The 26,613-nt window shown below is 67.0% G+C and carries 25 protein-coding genes and 2 pseudogenes; 17 read left to right on the forward strand and 10 right to left on the reverse strand.

What is annotated here, in order from left to right:
* Positions 1 to 88: 88 nt before the first annotated feature.
* The gene (locus M8859_RS34125) at positions 89 to 988 is read right to left on the reverse strand and encodes a serine hydrolase (RefSeq protein ID WP_159928430.1); all 900 of its coding nucleotides are present in this window, start codon (positions 986 to 988) and stop codon (positions 89 to 91) included.
* Complete coding sequence (locus M8859_RS34130) at positions 985 to 1,860, reverse strand: LysR family transcriptional regulator (protein WP_249645492.1); 876 nt, start codon at positions 1,858 to 1,860, stop codon at positions 985 to 987. Before M8859_RS34130 ends, M8859_RS34125 begins: the two co-directional genes overlap by 4 nt.
* 164 nt (positions 1,861 to 2,024) lie before the next feature.
* Between M8859_RS34130 and bla the strand changes: the two genes are divergently transcribed.
* From bla to M8859_RS34160, 6 genes are all read left to right on the forward strand, one after another.
* Entirely contained in the window at positions 2,025 to 2,954 is a 930-nt protein-coding gene (bla, locus tag M8859_RS34135) for a class A beta-lactamase (protein WP_159928434.1), read from the forward strand.
* A gap of 184 nt (positions 2,955 to 3,138) precedes the next feature.
* On the forward strand, positions 3,139 to 4,143 hold the full coding sequence (locus tag M8859_RS34140; RefSeq protein WP_195141243.1) for a glycerophosphodiester phosphodiesterase family protein: 1,005 nt from the start codon (positions 3,139 to 3,141) through the stop codon (positions 4,141 to 4,143).
* A gap of 120 nt (positions 4,144 to 4,263) precedes the next feature.
* Entirely contained in the window at positions 4,264 to 4,680 is a 417-nt protein-coding gene (locus tag M8859_RS34145; RefSeq protein WP_159928438.1) for a VOC family protein, read from the forward strand.
* Between the two features lie 216 nt (positions 4,681 to 4,896).
* Complete coding sequence (locus tag M8859_RS34150) at positions 4,897 to 5,643, forward strand: lysophospholipid acyltransferase family protein (protein WP_201295325.1); 747 nt, start codon at positions 4,897 to 4,899, stop codon at positions 5,641 to 5,643.
* Complete coding sequence (locus M8859_RS34155; protein ID WP_201295326.1) at positions 5,640 to 6,425, forward strand: PIG-L deacetylase family protein; 786 nt, start codon at positions 5,640 to 5,642, stop codon at positions 6,423 to 6,425. The genes M8859_RS34150 and M8859_RS34155 overlap by 4 nt, the downstream gene beginning before the upstream one ends.
* A 31-nt stretch (positions 6,426 to 6,456) precedes the next feature.
* Positions 6,457 to 7,947: a CocE/NonD family hydrolase gene (locus tag M8859_RS34160; protein WP_195070871.1), complete on the forward strand. Its 1,491-nt coding sequence runs from the start codon at positions 6,457 to 6,459 to the stop codon at positions 7,945 to 7,947.
* Here M8859_RS34160 and M8859_RS34165 read toward each other — a convergent pair.
* Together M8859_RS34165 and M8859_RS34170 are read right to left on the reverse strand one after the other, a co-directional pair.
* Positions 7,877 to 8,791: a hypothetical protein gene (locus M8859_RS34165; protein ID WP_159928442.1), complete on the reverse strand. Its 915-nt coding sequence runs from the start codon at positions 8,789 to 8,791 to the stop codon at positions 7,877 to 7,879. The genes M8859_RS34160 and M8859_RS34165 overlap by 71 nt on opposite strands.
* Complete coding sequence (locus M8859_RS34170) at positions 8,788 to 9,870, reverse strand: glycosyltransferase family 4 protein (RefSeq protein WP_236565644.1); 1,083 nt, start codon at positions 9,868 to 9,870, stop codon at positions 8,788 to 8,790. The genes M8859_RS34165 and M8859_RS34170 overlap by 4 nt, the downstream gene beginning before the upstream one ends.
* Before the next feature lie 109 nt (positions 9,871 to 9,979).
* Here M8859_RS34170 and M8859_RS34175 point away from each other — a divergent pair, with 109 nt between their 5' ends.
* Together M8859_RS34175 and M8859_RS34180 are read left to right on the forward strand one after the other, a co-directional pair.
* Positions 9,980 to 11,110 (forward strand): alpha/beta fold hydrolase, encoded by a 1,131-nt coding sequence (locus M8859_RS34175; RefSeq protein WP_195141239.1) that lies wholly within the window; start codon positions 9,980 to 9,982, stop codon positions 11,108 to 11,110.
* 262 nt (positions 11,111 to 11,372) lie between these two features.
* Positions 11,373 to 11,606: pseudogene (locus tag M8859_RS34180) on the forward strand (serine hydrolase); the annotation flags it as partial.
* Between the two features lie 108 nt (positions 11,607 to 11,714).
* On the opposite strand, the gene M8859_RS34185 reads toward M8859_RS34180, so the two are convergent.
* Both M8859_RS34185 and M8859_RS34190 read right to left on the reverse strand, forming a co-directional pair.
* Positions 11,715 to 13,019, reverse strand: coding sequence for a cytochrome P450 (locus M8859_RS34185; protein WP_159928448.1), 1,305 nt, complete (start codon positions 13,017 to 13,019; stop codon positions 11,715 to 11,717).
* 422 nt (positions 13,020 to 13,441) lie between these two features.
* On the reverse strand, positions 13,442 to 16,222 hold the full coding sequence (locus tag M8859_RS34190; protein ID WP_249645493.1) for an AfsR/SARP family transcriptional regulator: 2,781 nt from the start codon (positions 16,220 to 16,222) through the stop codon (positions 13,442 to 13,444).
* A 143-nt stretch (positions 16,223 to 16,365) separates the two neighbouring features.
* Between M8859_RS34190 and M8859_RS34195 the strand changes: the two genes are divergently transcribed.
* The 3 genes from M8859_RS34195 to M8859_RS34205 are packed head-to-tail and all read left to right on the forward strand — an operon-like array spanning position 16,366 to position 17,650.
* Entirely contained in the window at positions 16,366 to 16,512 is a 147-nt protein-coding gene (locus tag M8859_RS34195) for a hypothetical protein (protein ID WP_249645494.1), read from the forward strand.
* On the forward strand, positions 16,509 to 16,808 hold the full coding sequence (locus M8859_RS34200; protein ID WP_159928454.1) for a hypothetical protein: 300 nt from the start codon (positions 16,509 to 16,511) through the stop codon (positions 16,806 to 16,808). Before M8859_RS34195 ends, M8859_RS34200 begins: the two co-directional genes overlap by 4 nt.
* Positions 16,809 to 16,816: 8 nt before the next feature.
* The gene (locus M8859_RS34205) at positions 16,817 to 17,650 is read left to right on the forward strand and encodes a hypothetical protein (protein ID WP_249645495.1); all 834 of its coding nucleotides are present in this window, start codon (positions 16,817 to 16,819) and stop codon (positions 17,648 to 17,650) included.
* A gap of 150 nt (positions 17,651 to 17,800) precedes the next feature.
* Here M8859_RS34205 and M8859_RS34210 read toward each other — a convergent pair whose 3' ends face one another.
* Both M8859_RS34210 and M8859_RS34215 read right to left on the reverse strand, forming a co-directional pair.
* The gene (locus tag M8859_RS34210; RefSeq protein WP_249645496.1) at positions 17,801 to 18,088 is read right to left on the reverse strand and encodes a TetR family transcriptional regulator C-terminal domain-containing protein; all 288 of its coding nucleotides are present in this window, start codon (positions 18,086 to 18,088) and stop codon (positions 17,801 to 17,803) included.
* A gap of 173 nt (positions 18,089 to 18,261) precedes the next feature.
* Positions 18,262 to 18,342 (reverse strand): annotated as a pseudogene (locus tag M8859_RS34215) (TetR/AcrR family transcriptional regulator); the annotation flags it as partial.
* 44 nt (positions 18,343 to 18,386) lie between these two features.
* Here M8859_RS34215 and M8859_RS34220 point away from each other — a divergent pair.
* Positions 18,387 to 18,764 carry a class I SAM-dependent methyltransferase gene (locus M8859_RS34220; RefSeq protein WP_308221252.1) on the forward strand — a complete coding sequence of 126 codons (378 nt, stop codon included), beginning with the start codon at positions 18,387 to 18,389 and terminating at the stop codon, positions 18,762 to 18,764.
* A 317-nt stretch (positions 18,765 to 19,081) separates the two neighbouring features.
* Here M8859_RS34220 and M8859_RS34225 read toward each other — a convergent pair whose 3' ends face one another.
* Positions 19,082 to 20,188, reverse strand: coding sequence for a histone deacetylase-like amidohydrolase (locus M8859_RS34225; RefSeq protein ID WP_249645497.1), 1,107 nt, complete (start codon positions 20,186 to 20,188; stop codon positions 19,082 to 19,084).
* A 262-nt stretch (positions 20,189 to 20,450) separates the two neighbouring features.
* Here M8859_RS34225 and M8859_RS34230 point away from each other — a divergent pair, with 262 nt between their 5' ends.
* Both M8859_RS34230 and M8859_RS34235 read left to right on the forward strand, forming a co-directional pair.
* Positions 20,451 to 21,287, forward strand: coding sequence for a glutamate ABC transporter substrate-binding protein (locus M8859_RS34230; RefSeq protein WP_159928462.1), 837 nt, complete (start codon positions 20,451 to 20,453; stop codon positions 21,285 to 21,287).
* Positions 21,288 to 21,615: 328 nt separating this feature from the next.
* Positions 21,616 to 22,833 (forward strand): NAD(P)/FAD-dependent oxidoreductase, encoded by a 1,218-nt coding sequence (locus tag M8859_RS34235; protein ID WP_195070896.1) that lies wholly within the window; start codon positions 21,616 to 21,618, stop codon positions 22,831 to 22,833.
* Positions 22,834 to 23,197: 364 nt separating this feature from the next.
* Here the strand turns inward: M8859_RS34235 and M8859_RS34240 are convergent, their stop codons facing one another.
* Entirely contained in the window at positions 23,198 to 23,431 is a 234-nt protein-coding gene (locus tag M8859_RS34240; RefSeq protein WP_195070901.1) for a hypothetical protein, read from the reverse strand.
* Between M8859_RS34240 and M8859_RS34245 the strand changes: the two genes are divergently transcribed.
* From M8859_RS34245 to M8859_RS34255, 3 genes are all read left to right on the forward strand, one after another.
* Entirely contained in the window at positions 23,410 to 24,069 is a 660-nt protein-coding gene (locus tag M8859_RS34245; protein WP_159928464.1) for a fasciclin domain-containing protein, read from the forward strand. The genes M8859_RS34240 and M8859_RS34245 overlap by 22 nt on opposite strands.
* A 350-nt stretch (positions 24,070 to 24,419) precedes the next feature.
* On the forward strand, positions 24,420 to 25,730 hold the full coding sequence (locus M8859_RS34250; protein WP_159928466.1) for an extracellular solute-binding protein: 1,311 nt from the start codon (positions 24,420 to 24,422) through the stop codon (positions 25,728 to 25,730).
* A 2-nt stretch (positions 25,731 to 25,732) separates the two neighbouring features.
* On the forward strand, positions 25,733 to 26,578 hold the full coding sequence (locus M8859_RS34255; RefSeq protein WP_201295327.1) for a carbohydrate ABC transporter permease: 846 nt from the start codon (positions 25,733 to 25,735) through the stop codon (positions 26,576 to 26,578).
* The last annotated feature ends 35 nt before the right edge of the window (positions 26,579 to 26,613 follow it).

Below are 26,613 nucleotides of genomic sequence, written 5' to 3' on the forward strand. Positions count from 1 at the left end.
TGCGTATCGTGCACTGCTTTTCTGTCGATGACCCAGCCGCTGTACCCGGCGGGAAACATCGGACAGATATGTGCGCGGAGTCGTGACGTCACCCTCCCGGTAAGGGAAGGCGCAGTTCTGTGACGGCGATGCGGGCGGTTTCGGCGATGGCGGCGTCGACGACAGGCAGGTGCGGGTCCGCGCGGGCGGCCCGGGTGAATATCGCGACCGCGACGGGGTGCTCGCCGGGAAATTCGACGACCGCTACCTCGTTGCGGATGACCCCGATTGTTCCGGTTTTACCTGCGACCGACACACTGCGGTAGGGGAATCCGGCGGTGACGCGGTGCGGCCAGACTTGGTGGCGCATGACGGTGCGGACGAATTCGGTCTGCTCGTCGGACAGCACCGCGCCGCTCCACAGTGCGCGCAGGAGACGGGTCATTTCCTCCGGTGTCGTCGCGCTCGTGTACGCCGGGTCGTACGCCGACACCGACCATGCGTCGTCGTTCTCGGCGAGCACGGCGAACGCCTCGGCGGTGGTGTGGGTGTCGGTGTCGCGGACGAGGCTGCGGTGCAGGTCGGCGGTGCCGCCCACGATCCGGGTGCGGGTGAGGCCGAGATCGTCCAGCAGGCCCTCCACCGCACCGAGGCCTGTCGCGCCGAGCAGGACATCGGCCGCGGCGTTGTCCGAGACGGTCATCATCGACGTCGCGAGGTCGCGCAGGCTCATGGTCACCGGATCGCGCATGACGGCGATGCCGGTGGGCCCCGGCGTGCAATCGGACGGTGCCACCGTCAGCCGGGCAGCAGGATCGATGCGTCCAGTGTCGACGAGGCGGCAGAACGCGACGAACAGCGGCAATTTGTACACCGACGCGAGCACCACCCGTTCGTCGCCGCCCACGGAGATCTCGGTCGCGGAGCCGTCGCACCGGCGGGCGTGCAGCCAGCCGCTGCATCCCGCGTCCGCGAATACGGCGCGGATCCTGTCCTGGGCGGTGCTCATCGCAGGCGCTCCCGATACAGCACCCGGTCGACGGCATCGGCATGGGCAGCAGCGCCCGGACGGTAGACGACGCGGACTCGCAGGGCGACCGCCTGCGGCGCGATGCGCATCCAGGTCACGCCAGGCGTGGATGACGGAGGCATGGCGGTGAGACCGAAGCTCGTTCCGGCGGCCACCGCCGCGAACACGGCCCGATCGTCGGGCGCGGGCACGGCCGGTGCGTCCAGGCCCCGCTCGCGCAACAGATCCACAATGGTGTCGAAGGCAGGAGGATTGGCGGCGCGCGGTGGGCAGGCGAAACTCAATCCGGCGAGCATGGGGAAGGTGGGGCGTTCGGCGCCGGCGCTGCGATGATCCGACGGCACCACGAGCCACCGCGGAATTCTGACGACCGGGCGGACCTCGACGCCGTCGACCAGCGCGGGATGCTCGACCACGGCGACGTCGCACAGTCCCGAGCGCACGTCGGCGACCAGGTCGACGCTGGCGCCCACCGTCGTGGACACCGCGGTATCCGGGACGACCGCCGTGCGTAGCGCGCCCACGCACGCCGTGACCACCCGGTCGGGCAACGCCGCGGTCGCGCCCCAGTGCACGGCGCCGTGGGCACTCGCGATGCGGTGCGACTCGGCGAGCAGGCGCTCGGCGTCGTCCACGAGCAGCCGAGCGCGCGGGAGCAGCTGTAGGCCTGCCGACGTGAGCACGGCCCCCTGCCGGGTGCGGTGGATGAGGTCGACGCCGAGATGCCGTTCGAGCCGACGGAGTCCCTGCGACAGCGGTGGCTGGGTCATGTCCAGCGCGGCCGCCGCCCTGCCGAAGTGTCCTTCCTCCGCGATGGAGACGAAGAACCGAAGGTGGCGGATCAGGTCCATGCGGTCATTGAACCAGCGGATTCGCGGAGATCGGTTCCGCTGTCCCACCGGGCACGCCGACCGGCGCCGAACCGCGGGCGGGCCTGCGACGATATCCAACTCGACTCGCCCATGCCTGGGCCGGATATTGGCGTCGGCGGCGGTGTGGATGATGTGGTGCGGCAGTGACCCTTTCTGCTCTTGCTCACCGTGCCCCGCTCGGTCGTCGCCGGCTCCTCGCCGCTGTGGCGGTGTCCGCGCTGTCTCTCGCCACCGCCGCGTGCGGGTCCGGCGCCGATACGCCAGCGGCCTCGAACACCACACCCGCGGCCACGATTCCGTCGTTCGCCGAGATGGAGACGACACACTCCGCACGGCTGGGTGTGTATGCGATCGACACCGGCACCGGCCGCACCGTTGTCCATCGAGACGGGGAGAGGTTCCCGATCGCCTCCACGTTCAAAGGTCTCGCGTGCGGGGCCCTCCTGCGCGACCATCCTCTGGCAACGGGTTACTTCGATCAGGTGATCCACTATTCCCGGTCCGAACTCGTCCTCAACTCGCCGGTGACCGAGAAACATGTCGACACCGGCATGACCGTCGCCGAGCTGTGCGATGCCACGATCACCCTGTCCGACAACACCGCGGGCAACCTGCTGCTGAAGCTTCTCGGCGGCCCGGAAGGCTTCACCGCGTTCCTGCGGTCCATCGGCGACACCGTCTCCCGCCTGGACCGCTGGGAGCCCGAGTTGAACACCGCCATTCCCGGCGACGAGCGGGACACCACCACAGCCGCCGCCCTCGCCACCGATTACCGCAACCTCGTCCTCGGCGACATTCTCGCCGAACCCGAGCGAGCGCAATTGAAGTCGTGGCTGGTCGCCGCCAAGACGGGGGACGCACGCATTCGTGCCGCGCTGCCCGCCGACTGGACCGTCGGCGACAAGACCGGCAGCCCCGCTTACGGCGGCGCGCTCGACGTCGCGATCGCTTGGCCGCCCGGACGCGCCCCGCTCGTCATCGCCGTGCTTTCCACGAAATTCGAGCAGAACGCCGAAGCCGACAACCCTCTCGTCGCCGAGGCCGCCCGCGCCGCAGTTGGTGCGCTCGGGTAGACCCAGCGCCCTTGCCGCAGCGCGCCGTGATCGGCGACTGCACTCCCGATCGCGGCGCAGGCCAAGCCCCGCAAAAGACCCAGGCCGGTTCGCTCCAATGATCTGGAAAGCCAAGGCGCACAATGTCGCCCGGCCTTCGGTCCGCACTCGCCGGTTGCGTCACAGACGTGCAAGGATACCCGGCATGCCCGAGCCCGAGAATGTATCGCTCGCCGCCCCACAGCGCCGCTGGAAGAAGAAGCGCTACTGGATGCCCGTCACAGTGATCGCGCTGCTGGCCGGGTTCCTGTTCGCCAACAACACAACGCTGCTCGCGGCCGAGCCCGAGGGCAGGCCGCTGGTGCTCGCACATCGCGGAATGGCGCAGACCTTCGCCATGGACGGCGTCGACGCCGACACCTGCACCGCCTCGCGTATCAATCCGCCGGTGCACGACTATCTGGAGAACACCATCGCCGGGATTCAGGCCGCCTTCGACTCGGGCGCGGATCAGGTCGAGTTCGACGTCCACTGGACCGCCGACGGCGAGTTCGCGGTCTTCCACGACTGGACGCTCGACTGCCGCACCGACGGCACCGGCACCACCCGTGACCACACCATGGATGAGCTGCGAAAACTCGATATCGGGTACGGCTATACCGCCGACGGCGGCAAAACCTACCCGTTCCGTGGGAGGGGCGTCGGTCTCATGCCCACGCTCGACGAGGTGCTCGCCACCTTCCCCACCCAGTCGCTGCTGATCCACATCAAGAGCAACGACCCCGCCGAGGGCGCGGCCCTGGCGGATCGGCTCGCCGCTGAAAAACCGGACCGGCTCACCGTCTACGGCGGCGACGAACCGGTTGCGGCTGTCCATGAGCGCTTGCCGGACATGCGCGTCATGTCCAAACAGATCATGATCGACTGCCTGGGCCGGTACGAGGCCCTGGGATGGACCAGCGCGGCCCCCGGCGCCTGCCGCCACACCCAACTGCATATTCCCGAAGGCTACGCGCCCTGGCTGTGGGGCTGGCCGCACCGATTCGCCGAACGCATGGCCGACGCGGACGCCCGGATCGTGCTGGTCGCCGGATCCGGCGGGTTCTCCGAGGGCTTCGACACTCCCGAAGCCCTCGGCCGAATCCCCGCTGGTTTCACCGGTCTGGTCTGGACCAACCGAGTCGACACCATTGCGGCCGCACTTCGGTAAGCACCGGCGCAACGACCTCCCCGGAAAAATCAACGCAGAGGTCAGCGCGAGAAACGCGGATGAGGACGCTGAAGACAGGTCGCCTGAACCGAGCCGGGCGATCATGACAGGATCTCGATCATGCCGATCGCCACCAGTTCGTTCGACCATGTCCGCTTGACAGTGACCGACATCGACAGATCCCGGGCCTTCTATGACGCCGTCTTCGGATGGCCGATCGCCTGGGAATGTCCCGTGGACGCGGACGAAGACACCCGTGCGCGCTTCGGGTTCCTCTTCGGCGGTGTGATCTACCAGATGGGTGATGCGCTGCTCGGACTTCGCCCCGTCGCCAGCGACGAGTTCGACGAAGATCGAGTGGGACTCGACCACCTCGCCTTCGCCCTCGCCACTCGGTCGGATCTCGATTCGGCGGCTGCCTTGCTCGACGAACTCGGCATCGCGCACGCGGGAGTGAAAGACCTCGGTCCCATGTACATTCTCGAATTCCGCGACCCGGACAACATCGCGCTGGAATTGGTCGTACGCAAGCAGTAATCGCCACTTCTCGCGCGTAGGCGCGGCACCGCGGCTGCCGCATCACGCCGGTGAGTACCTGACTGCGCCGGCCGGGCCGCACCGACCTGCTCCCCGGCGTGATGAGCCGCCGACGCCGCAGGCCGAGTCAGGTCCGTACGGCGATAGCCGTCCGGCGGCAGCGATCGCACGACCCCAGCACACTCGGTACCGGCTCGTAAGGGCTAGATTCGGATTGTGGATGAAATCGTCTATCCTTTCGCGGTTTTCATGGTGAAGGCCGCTCAGCGCGTATTGCGCCTGCGGACTCGGATAGTCGATGAATCACACCTGCCCCCTGTCGGGGGTGTGGTGGTGGCCAGCAATCACGTGTCGTATCTGGACCCTTTCGCTATCGCGCTTGCTGCGGACAAGGTGGGCCGGGTGGCGAGGTTCCTCTCGACGCGGGAGCATTTCGACCATCGGGTATATGGCGCTGCGATGCGCAGTATGCGGCACATCGCGGTGGGTTCCGGCGGTGATGGCGAGGCCTACCGCGCCGCGGCCGCCGCACTGGCCGCAGGGGAGCTCATCGGGGTGTTTCCGGAGGCGACGATCGCGCGATCGTTCACCGTCCAGCGGTTGCGGACGGGAGCAGCACGGTTGGCGGCAGGGTGCGGGGTGCCGCTGGTGCCGGTGGCGGTGTGGGGCACGCAGCGGCTGTGGACCACCCACCACCGTGAGCTCGGTCAGCGGGGTCTACCACTCACGGTTATCGTGGGTGAGCCGATGTTCCCCGCGGCTGACGACGACCCTGACTACGTCACCATCCAGTTGCGTGACCGTATGAAGGATCTTTTGGACCGGGCACAGCGGGAGTATCCCGATTCCGGGACGGGACAGTGGTGGCAACCCCGTCATCTCGGCGGGTCCGCACTCACCCCGGCCGAGGCTGTGGCCCTGGACGTCGCGGAGAATCACGCACGGGATCGGCGCGAACCGTGACATCCCAAACCGCTGTGGAGTGGCTCGGTGCGCCGGATACGCCGTGGGTCTTCGTGCACGCCCATCCCGATGACGAGTCACTGTTGACGGCGGGAACGATGCGCAGGGTCAGCGAGGCCGGACGGCGCACCGTCGTCGTGTTCGCGACCGATGGCGCCGCGGGACTCGCGGATTCGCCACCAGGTCCGCAGCTCGCAGCGCGTCGCGAGGCGGAGGCGTTGGCATCAGCCGCGGTCCTGGGATGCGACCGGGTGGAATTCCTGGGGTACGCGGATTCCGGACTCGACGGTCATGTGCCAGGCGGCTTCTGCGGCGTACCTGTCGCCCAGGCGGCCGAGCGGCTTGCCGCCCTCTTGATCGAGGAGCGGGCGGGTGTGGTCACTTCCTATGACTCATCCGGAGGTTACGGGCATCCCGATCACGTGCAGGTCAATCGGGTGGTTGCGGCGGCGGCGCGGCAGGCCGCCACACCGTTGTTGCTGGAGGCGACAGTCGATCGCGATCGGCTACTGCGGGTATTGCGCTTGATACATGCTGTGGGATTGTTGCCCGCGGGGGTAGCGATGGATCGGTTCAGCACGAGCTTTGTCCCCGGCGCGGACATCACCCACCGGGTCGACGTGCGCCGCCATGCGAGCGTCAAGCGCGCCAGCATGATGGCCCATGCCAGCCAGGCGGGTGGCGGTGACGGCTTGCGCACCCTGCGCTTGTTGCGGCGGCTACCGATGCCGCTGTTCCGACGAATCTGCGGCACGGAATGGTTTGTCCAGCGGAATGTTTGACCTGCGGATAGAGAGAGACCTGTCCGTTCCGATGCCGGATGGTGAACCTCTGCTCGCCGACCGGTATTACCGTGCGTCGGGTGCACCCGGACCGACCATCCTGGTGCGATCCCCTATGGGACGCCGACCGCTTGGCATCGTCTATGGACTGTACTTCGCACGCGCGGGATTTCAGGTGGTGGTGCAGGACGGCCGCTCGGCGGAGGATGTGTTACCGCTGAGCACCGAGCGTGCCGACGGGTTGGCGACGATCGAGTGGCTTCGAGGTCAGGTGTGGTTCGACGGACGGTTGGCGTTGCATGGAATGAGCGCGATGGGGTTCGCGCACTGGGCTATTGCGGCCGACATCCCCGAATTGCGCGCTGTCTCAGTTCATGTCGCCGCCTCATCTGTTGCGGACACGATCTTCACCGGCGGTTCGACTGCGCTGGAGTCCGTGCTGATCTGGTGCTCGAATCACAGCTTCATCACCGCGCTGCGGGCGCCCCGTCGAGCGCGCCGGGCAATCGCGTCGGGGCGCCCGGCCGCGGAGTTGGACGTGCTGACCGGCGGTCGAACGGTCTCTTTCTATCAAGCCGTGATCGCCGACATCGGCGCGGGCAGCCCGTTGCGGGAACTTCTCGACCACGCTCGCGCACCCGCGGAGTGCGCCGGAACCCCAGTGCATCTGGTCGGCGGCTGGTACGACATCTTCCTGCCGGGCCTCGTCCGCGACTATGTCGCGTTGAGTGCAGCCGGTGGTGCGCCGCGACTCACCATCGGACCATGGGGGCATTACAACTTCCGCCAATTCGTCGTCGCGAATCGTGAGGCCCGGCAGTGGTTCGACACCCATCTGCGTGGAAGCGAGGATAGCCCGTCTCGCAGGCCCGTTCGCCTGTTCGTCACCGGAGTCCGGCGCTGGCGCGAATACGTTTCGTGGCCTCCACCCGGAACCAGCCTCGTACGATGGCATTTGCGTGAGTTCGGGCGGCTGTCGCGTGTATCTGCTGAGCAGGCGGGAAGCGATCATTTCCGATACGACCCTGCGGACCCCACGCCCGCTCCCCGTGGTCCCGTGATCGTCGGGTTCTCGCGGCCACAGGACTGTCGGCAGATCGAAAGTCGACCCGACCTGCTGACCTACACCAGCGACCCGCTCGGCGCACCGCTCGAGATCATCGGAACGGTGGTCGCCGAGCTTCGGTTGCGCATAGCCACCGCACACCCGCAGCGCGGGCGTGGCGTCTCCGATGTCGTCGTGCGCGTGTGCGACGTCCATCCCGGTGGGCGATCTTTCAACATCTGCGAAGGCATACGGCGGGTCGAGCCACCAACCGATGCGGACGATGTCCGGCTCGAGTTGTGGCCGATCGCGCACCGTTTCGCCGCTGGCCATCGGTTGCGCGTGCAAGTGTGCGGAGCAGCGGTTCCGCGCTACATGCGGCAGCCGGACCCCACCGCCTACGAACTCATTCGCGACCCCAGCGGTCCTTCGTCGGTGATTCTGCCGACGGTCCCCACCGGTCTCGGAAGATGCTGAGGGCGACGGCCTCGTTACGGCCGGACCTGTTCACTGTGTGATGCAGCGCGCCCACGAACGCGCCCGCCGCCTCGATCGGCACACCGCGTATCGGTGTCACCAACCGCCGCACACCCCGGCGCGCCAGGTGCCCGGAGATCCACACGTCGTCCTGCCATCGCATTTCCGGCGGCCAGCCGTCGAAATCGTGGACATCATCGTCCAGCGCTCCAGGCGGGATCAAATATCCCCACATACCCATCAGCACATCGACTGGGGTGGCCTCGGACACCGCGGTTCCGCATACATGTCCGGAATAGCGTGGATCGCGGTCGATCCACGCGCTCGATCCACGCACTCCCACAGCGGCTTTCGGCTCCGCGCGATGCCCCGCGAGCAGATCCGCGACGAACGTATCCGGATAGATCGCGTCATCGTCGACCACCACGATGACGGCGTCCGGCTCGGCGAGCAGCGTGGGCAGCAGTTTTGTCGCTGGGCCCAGATCCGTGCACCGCAGCACCTCCACACCCGATGGCAGTGCCGGCGGTTGCGGGTAGGGGTCACCCGTGCGTAGCGAGTGCCGCGGCCAGGTAAGTACCAACCGATCAGCGGGTTCGGTCTGGTCGAGCAGGCTGCGCAGCACCGGACCCAGGTACTGCACACGGTGCGGCACAGTCGACAAGGTGATGACCACGCGCTCGGCGCGGGCAGGCACCGTACGCGTCGGCGGATCCCGGTGCAACAGCCGGACGGCCCGCGAGAGGTCATGAGCAAGACCGCTGATCGTCGTATTGACGAACCGTTTTCGGAAATGTTCGACGTTGCTCCACCCGATGCGGGCAACATGGATTGGCGAGATCATCCGAGCGCGTCCTTCCCGTTGGCCGGTGCGGTGACGCGCCGTGCGGCATCGTCGTAGCAAGTACGCAGCCGATCCAATACGACAGGCCAACTGAATTCGGCAGGGGGTACGGCTCGATTATGGGCGCTGATGCGATCGCGCAGCGTCCGTCGCCGGCCCAGCGATACCAGTGCGGTGACGAGGTCCTCGGTGGAGCGGCCCAGCAGGCCCTCGCGGCCGTCCTCGACGAAATCCGCGACGCCGGTGCCGGATCGAGCGATCACTGGAACACCGGCCGTTCGAGCCTCCAAAGTCGCCAACCCGAAGGCCTCGCGGCGGGTGACATTCAAGTACACATCCGCCGACGCCAAGATCTCGCGCACCGCCCGATGATCCTGCGAACCCACCAATCGCACCCACTCGGCCATGCCATGCCTGCGCAGATAGCGGAGCATCGCACCGCGGCGCGGGCCCGAGCCGACGATCGTGGCGCGCACCCGCACCTCACCGGCCAGCCGGTCCTGCGCCAACCGAAGCACCTCGAGCAGCTTCAACGGTTGCCTGCGCGTGACCAGCCTGCCCACCGATACGACATGCAGACCGGCGCCACTCGTGTACGGTGCCTCCCACAGGTCGGTTGACACCGCGTTGGGCACTACAACGGGAGTACTGGACAACGCCCGCCCGACCTGATCGGCGACGACTGTACTCACCGCCGTGAACACCATGCCGTCGTGCCAGCCCGCCAGCCGCCCGAGCAGGCTGTAGCAGGCCCGGACCGGGGGATCCCACATGCTGTGCACCGTGACCACGAGCGGGATACACAACCGAAGCGCGTGGTGCGCGGAGTAGACCGCCAGCGGTGACGCCACACTCACATGAATGTGCACGACACTGGGCCGCAGTCGCCGAAGTATGCCGCGCACGTCGGTCATTCGGCGTGCCCGGTGGACCCGAAAGGGCAGTTCCGAGTCGCTGCCGCCGACGGTCCCGGTGATCACGTGAACTTCCTCGCCGACAGCGGTCTGTGCGCGAGCCAGGGACTCGACCAGCACCTCGATGCCCCCGACGCGGGGCGCGAAAACATCGGTCAGATGCACTATCAACGCCGACCCCTGCGCCACAGTAAGTCCCCCTGTATGTCAACAAACCTTCGGACGAATAATGCTGGCGTACAAGCAATCCGAAACTTGACGCATAATCCTCGGCATGGATGAGATGCGGATCATCACCGAGGACGGCGTCGGACTGCATGTCGAACTCGACGGAGACCCGGCCGGTCCGCACACCCTCCTCTTCGTCAACGGTATCAATACCGGCTTGATCTATTGGGGCCATCAGCGCGCGACTCTCGCCGACCTGGGCCGCATCGTGCTGTTCGACCACCGTGGGCACGGCCGCTCCGACGAACCGGTGACCGGCCGTGCGACGGTCGCGCAGCTAGGGCGTGATATCGGAACGGTCATCGACACTATCGCATCCGAGCGTCCGGTAGTGATCGTCGCGCACTCACTGGGAGGGATGGCGGTGTCCGCCTTGGCCGAACAGCGTCCAGAGCTGTTCGGGCGCCAGGTGGCCGGAGTAGCACTCCTGGACTGTGTTGCGCGAGGATGGGGTGGAATCGCCTTGCGCCTACCTGATTTCGTTGTCGGTCCGGTGGTGCGGATGCTCTGGTGGGCGATACCCCCGCTGCGTCGCCTGCTCACCGACACCAGCGAACGCCGACACCCTGAACTCGCCGGAGGTCGGACCGTGCCGAGCAGGCGCACGCCGTTCGTCTCGCTACATCGGGCCCGCAGGCTGATTGCTTCCCTGCGAACGATGACGTTGCTGTCATTGCTGGCCGATGTGTCGACCTGTGACCACAGCGCCGGCCTCTCGGCTCTCGGGCGCGCCCGGGTCCTGGTCATCGCGGGCGCCGAAGACCGTATGATTCCTCTGCGACACAAGGTGCGCGCCGCCGCCCGGATACCCGGTGCCGAGCTGGTGATCGTGCCCGAGGCCGGTCACCTCAGCTCGATCGTCAATCCAGACTGCGTCGATGGGCACCTGCGCGCCTTCATCAGCGCACTACCAGCCCCGCACGTACAGGTGAATAGATCCGCCGCCGCGCCGCCCACACCACGATCGTCCTCGTCGGCTACCCCGCGGCCATCTGCCTCGACAGTTGCCGCAGCACCCATCCGCTCTGGGCGGCCGACGCCAGCTATCTGCGGGCCGAAACCGGCCAACTCAACACCGTCATGGCCGCCGAAGCCGCCGAACACACCACATTCGTCAGCCTGGACGCCTCGACGCGAGGGCACGACGCCTGCGCCACGCCCGGCGAACGATGGGTGACCGGCCTGATTGCCACGATCATCGACGCACCGACGCCTTCGCATCCCAACGCAGCCAACCACGTTCGATCCGGCACTCGCGCTGGGCGAAGACCGTCGCCGCGATGTCGCCCGCAAGACCCGTGACGGGTTGGAAGCCGCGGCCCACCCGCGGCCGCGAGGGCAGGCGGCCGCGGGTGGGCGCCGCGCGATTCCGGCTCGTCACGCTGAGGGACAGTCGCGGCGCTAGATCGCCCGCGGGGTCGGGGGCTGGCTGTCGCTACCAAGTCTGGCCGCACCGCGTCACCGCCGGATTCCCCTACCGCAGTGTGTCGGTCGCAGGTAAAACCGGAACAATCGGGGTCATCCGCAACGAGGTAGCGGTCGTCGAATTTCCCGGCGAGCACCCCGTCGCGGTCGCGATATTCACCCGGGCCGCCCGCGCGGACCCGCACCTGCCCGTGGTCGACGCCGCCATCGCCGTCACAGAACTGCGCCTTCCCTTACCAGGAGGGTGACGTCACGACTCCGCGCTCGCGACCTGGGGCACTGGCCGTCGCCGTGCTGAAAGTGCTGCCGCCCGCCCGGGCAGCTCCCACACCACCGACCTGCGTGAGTTCAACGAGTCAGCCAATGGGCTGGTGGCTGCGGACGCGTGGACCGGTGTGTGCGGGAAGGCGTTCGTAACCGTGCAGGGTGAACAGCGGCCTCCGGGTGGGCGGATCGGTCAATCGCAGGTTCGGAAACGCCTCGAACAGCGCGCGCAGGGCATGCGTCGCTTCCATACGGGCCAGAGCGGCGCCCAGGCACACGTGGGTACCGCTGCCGAAGGACAGATGATTCTTGGCGTTGTCCCGGGTGATGTCGAAACGGGCCGGGTCGGTGAACACGGCGGGGTCGCGGTTCGCGCCGGCCAGCGACAGCACCACGGTCGACCTCTCGCGCAACCGGACACCACCGATCTCCAGCGCTGTCCGCGTGGTGCGAGCGGTGGTCTGCACCGGCGGATCGATCCGGAGGATCTCCTCCACCGCATTGGGCCAGAGTTCCGGCGCGGCGCGCAACCGGTCCACCTGCTCGGGGTGACGGAGCAGCCAGATGATGCCCTTGCCGATCAGGTTGACCGTGGTCTCGAAGCCTGCGGCCATCAGCAGGGTCGCCGACGCGCACAGTTCGTAGGTGGACAGTTCGCCTGCGGTGACCAGGCTGCTGAGGATATCGTCGCCGGGTTCGGCGCGGAGTCGCTCGACGTGCTCGATGAGATACCGGTGCACTCGCTCCGAGGACTCCATCGCCCGCTGGTGCGTCTGCCAGGAGATCCCGAGGTCGAGCAACGGACTGATGTCGTCACCCCAGCGCAAGAACATCTCGCGGTCGGAGTCCGGGAAGCCGAGCATCTCGGAGATGATGGCGATGGGCACCTGCGCCGCGTACCGCGCCACCAGGTCGGCGGGGCCGTCGTCGGGGAGGGCAGCGAGCAGTTCCTCGGTGACCGTCTCGATCCTGTCACGCAGTCGGGCGACGGCCCGCGGGGTGAATGCCGCGGTGACCGGTTTGCGCATCCGCGTGTGCTCGGACTGGTCGATCACCAGCATCGACGGCGGGTCCACCGGATTCGGTGGGAGGGGCCGATGCTCCAGCGCGCGCAGCACGGGCTGCGGGATACCGAATACGGTCGGTATCCCGACACCGAAACGGTTGTCGCGCAGGATTTCCCGGACCATATCGTGATCGAAGGTGATCCATACCGGAAGGGCACGGTGTAACCCACCCTCCCCGCGCATCTCCTCGATCAGACCGTACGGATTCTCGATACCCTCCGCGCTGCCGATCAACCGAGCGAACAGATCACCACGACGGAGCAGTATCGTATTGAACAGGCGGATCAACCCGTGATTGTTGACCCACCGATACACGTAATGCGGTTTCATCGAGCCCCTCCATCATCGAACCGTCGCGCCTCTTGGGCGTAACGAATATCACAGGTCTCGTAGAACCTGTCGGAGTGGCGTCTCGAAACCTACCGTGGTAGAGGACACGGCCTTCGGAGCGTGCGTGTCTCCAGGCGCCGATCCCACAGTGTGGAATCGGGATTGGTCACCTGCATCAGCTGCGCCCCGGCCGACCAGATCAGGGTGTTCTCCATGAAATCGCCGGGACACAAGTGGGTCCAGGCCGAGCCACTGTCCTCGACAGCCGTGCAGACGCCGCAAAGGCGATCGCGGTGCGGTCGCTGGTCGTGGGAAGGAGCCGACACCCGCGCGTCGGATCATACGGTGCGCGGCCGGAAGCGCACCGGGTTCATCCTGTTCGAGTTTCGCAGGTGGCCTCAGATGTAAGTTCGGTATATCGACTACCGGCCCACGCCGGCGTCGAGGAGCTTCGTTTCGACCTCGACGGCGTCCGGGTGGGCCAGCGGTTCGAGGACATCGAGCGCTCGGGTCCATGCTTCGAACGCTCCGGAATGGTCACCCGCCGCCTGCAATGCATCGCCGAGGTGGTTGAGGCTCTTCGCCTCCAGGTAAGGGCTGTCCAGTTCGCGGAACAGGACGAACGAGTCGCGGTAGCACCGCGCGGCCTCGGTGTACTGGCCGAGATTGTGGTGTGCGCGCCCGAGGCAGTGGAGGTTGTGGGCGGTGCCGTCTCGGTCTCCGATCCGGTCCAGTAGTGGTTTCGCCTCGATGCAGTGGGCGAGGGCTTGCGCGTGGTGGCCTGCGTTGCCGTGGCACCAGCCGATGGCGGTGAGGGTGAATGCCTCCCAAACGTGGTCGCTCGCCTCGCGAAACAGCCGCAGCGCGTCGCGGGCATGCAGCAGTGCCCTCGTGTGGCGCTGGCCCAGGTCGTAGGCCGAGCTGAGGGAGAAATGGGTGATGGCCATACCGGTGGTGTCGCCGAGGCGCGTGTAGAGGCCGAGGGCGCATTGCAGGTGCTCGAGAGCCTCGTCCTGATTGCCCAACAGGATTTCGGCTCTGCCGAGGAGGTGGTGACAAGAGGCCCGGGCGTCGTCGTCGCACAGGCGGTCGGCGGCTGCGAGTGCCGTGCGCTGCGACTCGGCGCGGTGCGCCAGATATCCTCGCCTGCTCAGGTACGTGCTGTGCACCCAGGGCAACTGCCATGCGTGCACGTCCAGGCCTGCGCGGACTGCCTCAGCCGTCGCGGCCAGCAGCGTGTCGTGCTCAGCGGTGAGCCATTCCATGGCCTGGTGGTAGTTCGTGATGGGCAGGTGCGGGATGTGGTCCTGCGCTGCGGTGGGTTCGATCGGTGGCCAGTGCGGTGCCAGATGCCGTTCGGCGGCGAACCCGGTGTGCAGGTAGAAGTCGAGGCATCGTCGCAGTGCCATTCGCCGGTCGTGCTCGGTGTCCTCCAGCTCGGCCAGTTCCGCCGCATACGCGCGGAGCAGGTCATGCGAGCGGAAGCGGCCGGGGCGGTGCTCGTCCACGAGGTGCGTCCGCGTCAGCTCGTGCAACAGCGTGCGGGTGTGCGACAGGTCGATCCCGGCGAGTGAAGCCGCGGCGAACCGGTCCGAGTCGGGGCCGGGGTGCAGGCTCAGCAGCCGGAACAACCGGGCCGCTTCGGGACTCAGCGTGCGGTAGGACCAGCAGAACACCGCTCGCACGCCCGACGTTTTGTCGTCTGTCTCCAGCGCGTCCAGCCGCGCTCGCTCGTTACGCAGTTCACCGGCGAGCGCGCTCAGCGGGAACGCCGGGTTGCTCACCGCGCGGCCCGCCACCACCGCCAGGGCCAATGGAAGTCGTGCGGCGTGCGCGACGAGCCGTGCCACCGCGTCGGGTTCGGCGGCAACCCGGTCGGGTCCCAATCGCCTGGTGAGAAGCGACACGGCTTCGGTCTCGTCGAGCACGGTCAAGGGAACGGGCACCGCCCCCTCATGGGCGACCAAGCCGGAAGACCGGTCCCGACTGGTGATCACCGTGAGGCAGTTCGCCTCGCCGGGGAGCAGAGGTCTGACCTGTTCGGCGTCGTAGGCGTTGTCCAGCACCACGAGCACTCGTCGGCCCGCCAGCAGGCTGCGGTACAGCGCGGCCCGCGCGTCCAGACCGGCCGGGATCTGCTCTGGCTGCACGCCGAGTGCTTCCAGGAAACCTTGCAACATATCCGTCGGAGGCAACGGGCTGCCAACTCGGTCGAATCCGCGCAGGTTCACGTAGAGCTGTCCGTCCGGGAATCTCCAGGCCTCGCGGTGCGCCCAGTGCAGCACCAACGACGTCTTGCCCGCCCCGCCGGTCCCCGTCACCACGACGATGCCCGCGGCGGCGTTCAGTGCGTCCTGGAGCAGACCGAGTTCGCGAGTACGGGAGACGAACCACGGTGACGGTGCCGGTAACTGCCGCGGCACCGGCTCCCAGACCTCCACCGTTCGCCGTTCGGCGGGAGGAGGCGGTACCTCCGAGGCGAGCATCTGCTGGTGCAGACGTCGCAGTTGATCGCCGGGTTCGACGCCTATCTCCGCCACGAGCCGGGTACGAAACGTGCGGTACCGCGTCAATGCCTCCGTCCGGCGTCCGCATCGGTACAGGGCGAGCATGTGCTGACCGGCGAGCCGCTCGTCGAACGGGTTCGCCGCCGTCGCGGTCGTCAGCTCGGTCAGCAGTTCGGTGTGCATCCCGAGGTTCAGTGCGACGTCGTAACGCTGAATCTCGGCGGTGAACCGCTCTTCCCGCAGTCGGTCGCGCACCGACGCCAGCCACGGGCTGTCCAGCCGGTCGAAGGGCACGCCTCGCCACATTCGAAGGGCACGGTCGAACAGGGCCAGCGCTCGCCGTCCTTCCGCCGCTCCGCGAGCCTGTCCGAGAAGGCTGTGGAACAGGTGCATGTCGACGGTTTCGGTGTCGATGTGCAGCACATACCCGCCGTCCCGGCGAGCGATGTCGAATCCCGCGACGTCGTCCTCCAGCACGGCCCTGAGCCGAGACAGGTAGCTGTAGAGCGTATGTCGAGCCCGTACGGGAGGATGCTCACCCCAGACACGGTCGACGAGCTGGTCGGCGGTCACGATCCGACCTGCCTCGACGAGCAGGATGGCGAGCACGGTCCGTCGGCGAGCGTGCCCGATGTCGAGATCCCGTCCGTCGACCTGGACGCGAACGTCGCCGAGCACGGCGAACTCGACCCCCACAGCATTCTCCTGACTCCGTCAAGGACCCGTCTCACCTGCTGATTCAAGGTTAGTGCAAGGTGCGTACAGGACTCGTCGCCCAAAGTAGTAGTCCCGAGGCCGGCGCTCGTGCCGGCTCCAGCACAGCGCACTGGAGGGTGACGATGGACGAGGTGCTCGGCGCCGGTGGCGGTAAAGGGCTGGGATACGAACCCGATCCGCACCGACGGACCCTAGCGACCTTCGCGGTAATCGGTGGCGTCCTCGCGCTGGTGCCGCTGCTGCTTACGTGCGTGGTGATGTGTTCATGAAGGGCGGGACCATCGAGGGCAATGTGTACGGCAGTGTGGTCATGTGGGAGGGCGCGACCATCACAGGCGATGTTTACGGCGACGTCGTCCAGCTCGGCCCGGCGAATTCGATCGACGGTGACGTCGGCCAGCTCAGCTCGGCGGGCGCGAATTCGATGAACGGTGATGTCGGCCAGCTCAGCTCGGCCGGCGCGAATTCGATTGGCGGTAGCGTGCAAGGCAAGGTAGTCCAAGCAAGACGTATCTCGGGCAAGATCACAATCGGCGGTCGCACGATCGATTCACCGGTCAGGTGAATGGGTCTATGGAGCGCGAACTCTATGTCACGGACCTCGGGAAGCTGCTTGGCGGCTGGACGGTCAACGTGGTCGGCACCGAACTCAGTGAGCACAGCCGTCTGCTGTGCGCCCATGGCTCCCGTAGTTCCGGTTTCTCTTCGGACAGGGTCATCAGGGCGAGCCCTGAGGATCACGACCGGTGGTGCTCGGCGACACACCGGCTGCTGGTCGAGATCCGCGCCCTGCAGGAGCGCGAGGAAGCCGCCAGTCTCCACCTGCGTGCGCCGTTTCGGGGCGGCTTGTGGTGGCGGATCAGGTACGCGCGGCGGAACTGGTTGCTGCGCAGGGGATATGACGAGGCGAGCGTGCAACTGCGATCGGACTTCGACACCGCCCTCGCGGCCTACCGGAATTGCACCGGTGACCTCCCCGAGTACCTGAAGGAATTCGCCGAACTGGAGAAGGAACGCAAACGGCGCGAGGAGGAACAGGCCAGGCAGAAGCGAGCCGAGGCCATCGCCGACGCGTCCGGCACGGTGTGGTCCTACGAGATCAGCAAGTATTCGGGCGGACGCAGCTTCTGGATCTACCTGAGGAACCTGGACGACGGAGGCAGCGGCGAGCACACGGCGCAGGAGGTCCACGCGGCATTGACCGCGGAGCGGGCGGAACACCGATACACCCGTGTGCGCTGGGGGCAGGAGACCGAGCGCGCGTTGGAAGAGAAATACAAGACTGCGGTATCCGGGTGGGCGCGGCTCACCGGCGAAATCATCATCCCGGACCCACACGACCCGAGCAAGCCGCCGATCTGGTCGAAGTACCACGGCGGGCCGACCAGTAACTACGGCAGTTTCTGACACAAATCCACCAGCGTCACGGTTCATGGCTTCCGCTCTGCACGAAGCGTCTCGCCGAAACCCCTGCGGTCGGTATGCGGCATGAATGGGGGGGTGGAGCTGCAACAGGTTTCGTGTGCCGTCCCGTGCTCCGGTTCCGGACCGGGGGTCTCACAGCTCTGCCACGTGCGCTTCCAACACGGCTCGAATTGTTGCCGGTTCGACCGATCCGTGGGGGGTGACGGCCTTCAGGGAGAGGCCGGAGATGAGAGCGGCCAGGCGGACGGCTTCCCGGGCGGGGTCGGCGGCGCCCATCGTGGTGATCGCCTCGGCGAGCACTTGGTGCAGGTTCGAGGCCATCTGTCGCACCACGGGTGCGAATGCAGGGTTCAACCGCGAAGCGGCGATGATCTCCAGGAGAACGACGGATTCCCGATGCCTCTCCTCGTCCGCGGGCACCAACTCGTCGAGTACATCGAGCAGGTGACGTTTCGCGGCCTGGCGGTCCCCGAACCGGGGGGTGCGCAGTGACGGGTGAGACGCCGCTCCATCCGGTCTCCTACCTCGGTCGCCACGGCGACGACCAGCGATTCGTGATCGGTGAAGTAGTGGCGCACCGACCCGATGTTCAGACCGGCCTCCGCGGCGACCTTCCGGAAGGTCGCCGCGCCGACACCTCCGGTGACAACGAGCCGCAGAGCGGCCTCGACGATGTGGCCCCGTCGATGTCCACGGGCTCGACCGCTCGCCCAACTCCTTGCGCCACGCCGCCCGGCTCGCCAAGGCCGACGGCCGCGACATCACGTGGGTGGAGGGCGATGCACGGTTTGCCTCGGCGTTCATCGACCGGCGCTTCGACATCATCATCACCCCATCCTGGGGGGCTATGGCCTTCCAGCCCTGGGAGATCACCGACGACTACCTCGGCGGTGGTGGCAGCCGAACCTACGACAACGCAGGCAGCTACACCGATAACTCGGACGGGCAGATCACCCACGTCACCGTCTACGAGTGGCGCTACGCCCTGAGCGATGTAATCGGCGCACTACTGCGGGCCGGACTCCGCATCGAAGCAGTGGCCGAACTGCCCTACATGGATTGGCGCGGCTTCCCCGAACTCGTTGCCTGCCCATAAGGATGGGCGCTGCCGGACGGGGCGCCTCGGATCCCACTGAACTTCGCCGTCACCGCCCGGCGGACGGGATGACGCCACGCTCCTGGGCCACGTAAACAGCTATCGGTGAATAGCGATGCGTGCGCATGCACCCACGGCAGGTGATGGCCGAGGCGTTCGAGCAGTCCGTTGTAGCGGCGGTCGTCGAACGCTGCTTCAACCGGCTCGAGCAATACCGGGCCATCGCCACCCGATACGACAAACAGCAACCCCCCTACGGCGGCATGCTGAACCTCGCGACCCTACTCATGTGGCTTATGAGGACACTGCTTGGCGGATCAGAGCTCGGCGACCAAGTCCGCCGCGGCTTCGATCGCCGTGGCCTCGTGCTCGAGGAGGACGTCGCCACCCTGCGTCGAGACGATCGGCGTGTACGGATCGTCCACGAATTCTTCACCGAGCAGCTCGCGCACCACCGCGAGCCCGCAGAACGGAACATAGTGCGGGCTGTAGCCACCTTCTTGCACGAAGGCGATGCGGCCCGCGCAGGTTCCGTCCGCGATCTCCAGCATCCGGCGGGTCAGGTGCTGGAAGCCGCCGCTGGTGACCATCTGCCGAGCCAGCGGATCGAGGATGCTCGCGTCGAAGCCCGACGCCACGAGGATCAGTTCGGGCGCGAAGGCGCGCAGCGCCGGCTCCACCACTCGGTCGATCGCGTGCGAATACGCGGCGTCGCCGCTGCCCGGCGGAAGCGGCACATTGATCGCGTAACCGTATCCGTCGCCCGCGCCACGCTCCTCCCGGTAACCGGACTCCGGCGGGAAGCAGAGGTGCTGGTGGATCGAGATGGTCAGCACCGAGGGATCCTCATACCAGATGTCCTGGGTGCCGTTGCCGTGGTGGACGTCCCAGTCCACCACGGCGATGCGCCGCACACCGAGAACATCTTTCGCGTAGGCGGCGGCGACGGAAACGTTGTTGAAGATGCAGAAGCCCATGCCGTTAGCACGGGTCGCGTGGTGACCCGGCGGATTGACCAGCGCATAACCATTGTCGACCGTCCCGTCGAGCACTTGCTGGACGAGCGCGATCGCGCCGCCCGCCGAAAGCGCGGCGATCTCGTACCCGCCCCTGCCGAAGGACGAGACCCCGTCGCCGGCGTCTCCGCCCTTCGGTTGCAAGCTCTCGGCCTTGATCCGCTCCAGATGTTGCACCGTGTGCACGCGCAGTATGTCGGCCTCGGTAGCGGGCACCGCCTCGATCGGATGCAACTTCTCCAACAGGCCGGACACCGCGACCAATTCATGGAATCGTCGCTTGGTATCGGGGTGCGCGAGGTGGTGGCCGATCGGCTGGAGACCGACCGTGACGTCGGACGGGAACAGGCTTCCGCTACCCGTGTCGGCCCACCCGTAGAGGGTGTTCCACACGTATCCAGTTGTCATGGTGACTCCCAGCAGTCAGCGGACCACCACACCGTCCGCTCGTTCCGAACTTGGTCTCGAGGGTGACCGGCCCCATTAGAAGCACAGCAGCGACCACTCCGCAACCGAGAAGATCGCCAGCAGTGGCGGCGTCGGCAAGCTTTCCACTGGCGGGGAGGCCATCGATAGGGGGCACCGGGAGTTTCCGGGAAACATGACGTGTCGTCAGCACCCGGCGGCCGGGCCCGGCCTGGCAGCTCAGCCTGAGAGGGAACCGAATTCGATGAGGACGCACCGAACATTTCGCCTCGCCATCGGGGCGATCGCCGTCGCCCTCGTCGCCACCGCCTGCGGTGGCGGCAGCGACACCACGACCACCGAAGACCACGTGCGCGAGGGCAAGCTGACTATCGGCATCAAGTTCGACCAGCCCGGCCTGGGCTTTCGCGAGGCGGACGGCTCGTACCAAGGCTACGACGTGGAGATCGCCAAGTATGTGGCCGGCAAGCTCGGCGTACCGCCCGGCGGCATCACCTTCAAGGAGACGCCGACGGCGCAACGCGAGGCGATGATCATGAATGGCGAGGTGGACTTCATCGTGGCCACCTACTCGATCACCGACGAACGCAAGCAGAAGGTCGACTTCGCCGGACCGTACTTCGTTGCCGGGCAGGCCCTGCTGGCGAGGAACGAGACCACCGATATCACCGGCGTCGAGTCGCTGGCCGGAAACAAGAAACTGTGCTCGGTCAAAGGCTCCACTCCCGCGCAGTATGTCAAGGACCACTACGCCAGAGACGTTCAGCTGGTCGAACTGGACAACTATTCGCAGTGCGTCCAAGCGCTACGCAGCGGTGCGGTCGACGTGGTGACCGCCGACGACATCATCCTCGCAGGGTTCGCCGGACAGGTGTCGGGCGAACTGAAGCTGGTCGGCGACGCGTTCACCACCGAGAAATACGGCATCGGCCTGAAGAAGGGCGACCAGCAGACCCGCGCCAAGATCAATGACGCGATCGAGCAGATGATCGCCGACGGCTCGTGGCACAAGGCCTTCGAGAACACGATCGGTCCGCTCCGGGACTCGACGCTGACGCCACCCGCCATCGATCGTTACTGACAGGCCCGCACGCGCGGGTGGCTCGGCGAGCCACCGAGTCCCCGCGCGGCGCAACGCCATAGACGACGCATGCACAAACGCCTAACTTCTTCGCGTAGAGACACGCCAGGAAGTCGCCTACCAGGCGGGTATCGCTGGTCCGCTGTCGCCTGTCGCCCGCCGTCGATCCGCCCGGATCGGCGGCAAGGTGCTCCGCCCGCGCGGCTTGCCAACGCCCGATCCGGGTCAGCAGCCGGAAATCTCGGAGACTCCAGCGCCGTGAGCAGCGGCATCAACGATCACGAAGTCCGGCCGGAGTAATTAGAATGACGATGTGCAGCGCGCTGCGGTGACCGATCCTTCGCGTGTCGTGGTTCTCGGGTCCGGGTTTGCGGGTCTGTGGGCGGCGCTCGCGGCGGCGCGGCGGCTCGACGAGCTCGGTGTGGCGGTCGGAACCGTCGATGTCACGATGATCAGTTCCACTCCGTACCACGACATACGCGTGCGTGACTACGAGAGCGATCTGAGCACGGCCCGCATCCCATTGAGCGCTCTTCTGGATCCGGTCGGAATCGAGCACATCATCGGCGAAGTGACGGCGATCGATGCCGTGGCGCGGGTCGTGGAATCCACCGCGGGCGCTCACGGCTACGACCGGCTGGTGCTCGCGGTGGGCAGCCGGGTGGTCAAGCCCGATATCCCCGGCCTGCGGGAGTTCGGCTTCGACATCGACACCCATGACGCAGCGACCGGACTGCAAGCCCACCTGCGCAGGCTTGCCCAGGGCCCCGCTGACCCGGCGGCCGCGACAGTAGTCGTCGTCGGGGCAGGTTTGACGGGCATCGAAGAAGCGACTGAGCTGCCCGCGATGCTCGCCGACGCCTTCGCCCCGCGTGCCGTCGCACCGCGGGTCATCCTGGTCGACCGCAATCCGTTCGTCGGCTCGGACATGGGCGCCTCGGCGCGACCGGTCATCGAGGCGGCGCTGGCCTACACCGGGATCGAGACCAGGTTGGGCGTCGGGGTCGTCGCCATCGGTGAGCGCGGCGTGACGCTCTCCTCGGGTGAAATGGTGACCGCTGCCACCGTCGTCTGGTGCGCCGGCATGCGGGCCAACCCGCTGACCGCGGACTTCGGCGTCGACCTTGACCGGCTGGGTCGACTCCCCGTCGACGATTATCTGCGGGTCTGCGGTGTGCCCGGGGTATTCGCCGCCGGTGACGTCGCCGCCGCACAAATGGACGACGAGCATATGTCGGTGATGTCCTGCCAGCACAGCCGCCCGATGGGCCGATGGGCCGGATACAACGTCATCGGCGATCTTCTCGGCGAGCCCATGAAGCCGTTGCGGATCCCCTGGTATGTCACGGTTCTCGATCTGGGACCGGCAGGAGCGGTGTATACCGAGGGCTGGGACCGCCACGTGGTCGCGTGCGGCAAGGCGGCTAAAGACACCAAGCGCGCCATCAACACCCGGCGTATCTACCCTCCGTTGAACCGCGACCGCGATGCATTGCTGGCCGCCGCCGCGCCCGAACTGCAGACCGCACCCGAGCACGGACACTAGTCTGCCAGGCGCTCCGCGCAGCAGGTTCCCCGGTGGCATGCCCTCCGCCACCGGATGCGATGGTCGCTACAAAAGTGTTCGGTGGGGGACAGGCCGCCAGGCCGCTTCATAGAAAGCAATCTCGACCGCGCCAGGGAGGCCATCCGACTCACTGACGATGCTTCGTCCGTTACCGAGTGCGGCCTCACCTATTTTCCCGATATGCGCCGATGTCGAACAGCAAAGAACCCATCAACGGCAGGGCATGAACCTGGACGCCGCTGGCGGGCAGAAGATGCAGCGGTGCCTTACGGCGGGGAGCCATCGCCGCGGCGCACCACCCGAGCAGCAGGGTTCGGAGGTCGCCGGAACCGGTCAGGCGAACTCACAGCGAATTTTCAGCATCAATCGACGCAGAAACGATGCATTCGAGCGCGATCGGTGCAAGACTTCCTGAAGTGAACATCCGCTCGTGCGGCTCTCCTGCACGGGGCGCGTGAACGCGGCGGTGGCTGTTCCAGCCTGCCGCAGCGGTTGGGTACTCGCGCGCAATGACAACCACGACCGCTGCGGTCAATCCGAAGGAAGCAACCGAACATGCGAAACGCGAAACGATCACTTCTGCTGGCTACGGCCCTCACCGCCACCGTCCTGGGGGCGGCGTCCTGCGCGGATGACAACGACACATCCTCCGCGACCTCGACAACCAGTCCGGCCGCCGAGACGACGGCGACGACATCCCCGTCGACGGGAACACCCGCGTCGGCTCCCGTCGGCCCAGGCTGCGCCGCGTACGCCGAGCAGGTGCCGACTGGCCCGGGTTCGGTGACCGGCATGGCGACCGAACCCGCATCGGTCGCCGCATCGAACAACCCGATGCTCACCACGCTCGTCGCCGCGATATCCGGTCAGCTCAATCCGCAGGTGAACCTGGTGGGTACCCTCGACGGCGGACAATCCACCGTGTTCGCACCGGTCGACGCGGCCTTCGCCAAGGTCGATCCCGCGACGATCGAAACGTTGAAGACCGATTCGGCCGCGCTCACCAAGCTCCTGTCGTATCACGTGGTGCCAGGACGGGTGGGGCCGGGCGAGATCGCGGGGGACCACAAGACCGTCGAAGGTTCCACGGTCACCGTGACCGGCAACGGTGACGATCTCAAAGTGGCTGATGCCGGCGTGATCTGCGGCGGACTCCAAACCGCGAACGCCACCGTGTACATGATCGACACGGTGTTGACGCCCCCTGCGGCATGACGCAGCCGACCTCGGGCGGATCGGGCCGGTGATCAGCCGCTCGCTCCGCCCGGGTCCGCAGGATTCGGCCTGGCGCCGAGAGCGCCGTCGCGCCCGGCTCGGCGAACGAGCCCGAGATGCGCAGTGCTTCCAGTCGTTCGACCAGCGCCACCTCGACAGCCCCGCGCGTTCCTGCAACTCGAGGCGCGTCAGCGGGCCTGCCGTACACAGCAGGCCGGGCACATGGCCGGGCGAGGTGCGGCTCGACGGCGGCGAAGTTACGCAGGCACATTGACAATATCCCTCAGCGCACTTACGTTGACCAACCTGACATTTGCCTGAAACAGGTTGTGCGCGAAGAGGAGCCATGCATGCCGGTACCCGGTTTGACGCGCAGATCCTTTTTGCGCGCGGCGGGTTCCGGCGCGGCCGCCCTATCCGCCGCGGCCTGCACCGGATTCGCCACCAGCGGCAAGGGCGGAATGATCTTCCTGTCCACACAGTTCCGGCCCGCCGACGAGGCGGAACGCTTCCGTGGTCTGCTCGCCGATGCCGCACCCGGTGTCGGCTACGTGACCATCGAAGAGAGCCCCTTCGCGAGCCAGGTGCGTAGTCAGGTCCACGCGGGCGCGACGCAGATCGGTCTGCTGGGCGGCCTGCACGGCGACATCGCACCGCTCGCCGACGGCTATCTGGAAGACCTCACCGGCTTACTCGCCGACCTCGGCGCCCGCGGCTGGCCCGCCGACTACCTGGAACTGGCCAGGGTGGGCACCGATCGTACGTGGTACATCCCTTGGGCGACCGCGAGTTACGTCCTTGCCGCACACGCGGATGCGCTCGAGCACCTGCCGTCCGGCGCGGATGCCGTGTCGCTGTCCTATGACCAGTTCCTCGACTGGGCCATCGCCGCGCGCCGCGGCAATGGCAATCGCCCTGTGCTGGGCCTGCCCGCGGGCCCCAAGGGTCTGCTGCACCGATTCGTCCAAGGTTTCCTGCTGCCTTCCTTCACCGGCGGCCAGATCACCACCTTCCGCTCGAACGAGGCGGTGACGGCGTGGCGGTATCTGCGTGAGCTGTGGGCGAATTGCGTCCCGGCGAGCACGAACTTCGACTTCATGCAGGAGCCGCTCGACAGCGGCGAGGTTCGTCTGGCGTGGGACCACGTCGTGCGCCTCGCGCGCGCCCCGGAGCGCGATCCGCGCAATTGGCGGATGCTTCCCGCGCCCCGGGCTGCGCACGGACTCGGCTACATGGCAGTGATCGCCGGACTCGCGATTCCCGCGGGTAGCTCGGACCCCGAACTGGCGCAGCGGACGATCGACACGCTCACCCGCCCCGAAACACAGTTGCGGTTGCTCCGTTCCAACGGCTTCTTTCCGGCGGTCGACACGGCGATCCCGAGCGACCTGCCACCGGCCATCCAGCTCGAGGCCGATGCGGTGCGCAGGCAGCAGCAGGCGCCGGGTGCCATTCTGTCGTTACCTCCGGCCGGGCTGGGCCAGCGTGAAGGCGAGGTGAGCAAGGTTTTCAAGGACAGCTTCCGCTCGATCGTGCTCGACGGGGCCGATATTCGCTCCACGCTGGACCAGCAGGCACGGGTCCTGCAAAACATCCTCGACGATGTGAAAGCGCCGTGCTGGGCTCCCGACCCCGCCGCCGACCTGTGCCGGGTGGGCTAGCCATGATGTCACGACTGCGCTCGCCGTGGATGCTGCTGATGCCCTCGATCGCCCTGATGACGGCGCTGTTCGGCTGGCCGCTCGTGCAGGGCGTGCTGGAGGCGTTCCGCGGCGACCACGGCTTCACCCTCGCCAATTGGGGGCGACTGATCGATGATCTCTATGTACGCACCGCACTGCGCAACACCCTCCTGCTGATCGTCATCGTGGTGCCGGTCCAGCTCGCGCTCGCCGTCGGGATGGCGCTGCTCATGCAGGCGCGGCCGCGCTTCGCCGGCGGCCACTTCTACCTGTGGTGCCTGCCGCTCGCGGTCTCCGAGCTGGCCGCGGGCCTGGTATGGCTGTCGGTTTTCGACAATCGCGGCTACCTGAATTCGCTGCTGGTCGGCATCGGGGTCTCGGATGACGGAGTGCAGTGGCTCAGCTACCAGAACGCGGGCACCATGCTGCTCGCCGTGGTGGTCGCCGAGATCTGGCGCGCGACGTCACTGGTGTTCGTGATCGTGGTGGCGGGCGTGCAGATGATCCCGCGGGACTACGACGAGGCCGCGCAGGTGTTCGGCGCGAATCTCTGGCAGCGGACGCGGCACGTGACGTTGCCGCTGCTCGGGCCGAGCCTTCAGGTGGCGCTGATCCTGCGGACCATCCTCGCGCTGCAGGCTTTCGCTGTGGCGCAGGCGCTGACCGGGCGGGACTTTCCCCTGCTGGTGGGTGAGACCTACGAGTGGTACGCGAATCTGCAGAATCCCGCGGTGGCCAGCGCGGTCTCGCTGATCGTGCTGGCGATCTCGCTCGCCACCGCGGTGTTCTACCTGCGGGCGGTCCGGCAGCCCGAGCAGGCGCCATGAGACACCTTCGCCGGCCGTTGATCGAGGCGACGGGG

It is taken from the genome of Nocardia sputi (assembly GCF_023501985.1).

Bases quoted from the DNA above. Each gene is read 5' to 3' on its own strand.
- M8859_RS34160 (WP_195070871.1), top strand. From the start codon at position 6,457: ATGCCGGATGGTGAACCTCTGCTCGCCGACCGGTATTACCGTGCGTCG.
- M8859_RS34145 (WP_159928438.1), top strand. From the start codon at position 4,264: ATGCCGATCGCCACCAGTTCGTTCGACCATGTCCGCTTGACAGTGACC.
- M8859_RS34200 (WP_159928454.1), top strand. From the start codon at position 16,509: ATGAAGGGCGGGACCATCGAGGGCAATGTGTACGGCAGTGTGGTCATG.
- M8859_RS34250 (WP_159928466.1), top strand. From the start codon at position 24,420: ATGCCGGTACCCGGTTTGACGCGCAGATCCTTTTTGCGCGCGGCGGGT.
- M8859_RS34205 (WP_249645495.1), top strand. From the start codon at position 16,817: ATGGAGCGCGAACTCTATGTCACGGACCTCGGGAAGCTGCTTGGCGGC.
- M8859_RS34130 (WP_249645492.1), bottom strand. From the start codon at position 1,860: ATGGACCTGATCCGCCACCTTCGGTTCTTCGTCTCCATCGCGGAGGAA.
- M8859_RS34255 (WP_201295327.1), top strand. From the start codon at position 25,733: ATGATGTCACGACTGCGCTCGCCGTGGATGCTGCTGATGCCCTCGATC.
- M8859_RS34185 (WP_159928448.1), bottom strand. From the start codon at position 13,019: ATGAAACCGCATTACGTGTATCGGTGGGTCAACAATCACGGGTTGATC.
- M8859_RS34140 (WP_195141243.1), top strand. From the start codon at position 3,139: ATGCCCGAGCCCGAGAATGTATCGCTCGCCGCCCCACAGCGCCGCTGG.
- M8859_RS34165 (WP_159928442.1), bottom strand. From the start codon at position 8,791: ATGATCTCGCCAATCCATGTTGCCCGCATCGGGTGGAGCAACGTCGAA.
- M8859_RS34245 (WP_159928464.1), top strand. From the start codon at position 23,410: ATGCGAAACGCGAAACGATCACTTCTGCTGGCTACGGCCCTCACCGCC.
- M8859_RS34125 (WP_159928430.1), bottom strand. From the start codon at position 988: ATGAGCACCGCCCAGGACAGGATCCGCGCCGTATTCGCGGACGCGGGA.
- M8859_RS34225 (WP_249645497.1), bottom strand. From the start codon at position 20,188: ATGACAACTGGATACGTGTGGAACACCCTCTACGGGTGGGCCGACACG.
- M8859_RS34230 (WP_159928462.1), top strand. From the start codon at position 20,451: ATGAGGACGCACCGAACATTTCGCCTCGCCATCGGGGCGATCGCCGTC.
- M8859_RS34195 (WP_249645494.1), top strand. From the start codon at position 16,366: ATGGACGAGGTGCTCGGCGCCGGTGGCGGTAAAGGGCTGGGATACGAA.
- M8859_RS34175 (WP_195141239.1), top strand. From the start codon at position 9,980: ATGGATGAGATGCGGATCATCACCGAGGACGGCGTCGGACTGCATGTC.